Annotated in this window: 2 protein-coding genes; one reads left to right on the top strand and one right to left on the bottom strand. The window is 59.2% G+C overall.

Going from position 1 to position 1,392, the window contains the following annotated elements; genetic code table 11:
- A partial coding sequence (locus AC1DU6_RS31210; RefSeq protein WP_477862012.1) for a LysR family transcriptional regulator occupies positions 1–692 on the bottom strand: 692 nt, incomplete at its 3' end.
- 270 nt (positions 693–962) lie between these two features.
- On the opposite strand from AC1DU6_RS31210, the gene AC1DU6_RS31205 reads away from it, so the two are divergent.
- Positions 963–1,392: M14 family zinc carboxypeptidase (locus AC1DU6_RS31205; RefSeq protein WP_477862010.1), on the top strand; the 430-nt coding region annotated here is incomplete at its 3' end.

The raw sequence follows: 1,392 nt of genomic DNA, 5'->3' as shown, positions 1-1,392 counted from the left end.
GCTTCGATGTTGTCCGCTGTCGAGGCTGCGGATTCGGCGCCAAGCAGGTCCAGGTCACGTCGTCTCAGATAGCCGCGCGAGACGATTCGTGCCTGCTTGAGGCCCTCCATGACATCAGAGGTTTCACGGCCTGACTTGGCCAATGGGTGCGTCGCCTCGCAGTACAGGCCATGGACTTCTTCATAGAGTGCAATAGCCGTGCTGCCAGGGGCATGAAACGGGAAGTGGCCGACAGCGAGATGTAGCCGGCCATCTAACACGCGCTGCTCAAGTTCTGCCGGCATGCCCATGTAGACGTTGATACGCAGATMCGGTCCTCGAGCGGAGAACCGCTTCAACGCGTTGCGCAGCGGTGAACGCTCGTCGGCAACGGTGTTGTCGATGATGCCGAGGTTCAAGGTTCCCGACACCAGGCTGGTCAGCAGCGCCGATTCATTCCGGAAGTCGTCAATCGCGCCAAGCAGGCGCTGAGTGGCGGCGTGCGCAGCCGCGCCTTGCTCAGTGAGTCGAAACCCTCCACGCCCACGCTCACAGAGCCGCACACCCAGCCGAACCTCCAAACTGCCGATCTGCGCACTGATGGTGGATTGCCCAACGTTGAGCATTGCCTGCGCAGCCGAGAAGCCGCCGCAACGGACGACCGCGTCAAAGACTCGAAGCAACTTGAGATCTACATCGTGTACTTGTCGCATGAGAAGAATCCTGGTGGAGGTTCCGCAGTGCTGCTCGCACGTTGCGATAGAACCTTCACTGCATCGATTTTCATCAATGTAATCGCAGTGTAAATCCCATCGATTTGTTGTATTCCGCTGCAGTGCCGTGTGTCGTCGAGTAGCTCCATGCAGTCGGCAAACATCGGTCTGGGTCAATGCAAGCATCAGATACAGCGCATTTTTCGCGTGTAAGGACGTCGGTACATTGACCGCGAGCCCATCCATAGGGCGTTGCAGAAATAGACCACGATGTTCCGAGATCGCTACCTGAACTACGCACAACTCATGGGGCAGTTGGAGGGCTGGGCGGCTACGCACGCAGACCTCGTTCGCCTGTGCTCGCTCGGCCAGTCCGCCGAAGGTAGAAGCATTCCCATGCTCATTGTGGGCAGGGATCCAGACCGTCTGCGTCCGGCGGTCTGGATCGACGCGAACATGCACGCCAGCGAGGTGTGCGGCACCAATGTGGCTCTGGCCATCGTTTCCGACCTGATCGCATTGATGTCAGGCGCTGAACAAGTCGGCGGGAAACCACTGGCAAAGCCTATGGCGGCCTCACTGCGCGAGGCCCTGTTCTATGTCGTGCCTCGACTGTCTCCGGATGGCGCCGAGCAATTCTTGTCCACCGGAAGACCACTTCGCTCCAGCCCGGTCGATGAGCAGATCCACCGGAAGACTC

Source organism: Roseateles sp. P5_B10, from assembly GCF_056400485.1.
The sequence above is the reverse complement of the archived record's forward strand: the minus strand, read 5'-3'. Positions and strand labels throughout refer to the sequence as shown.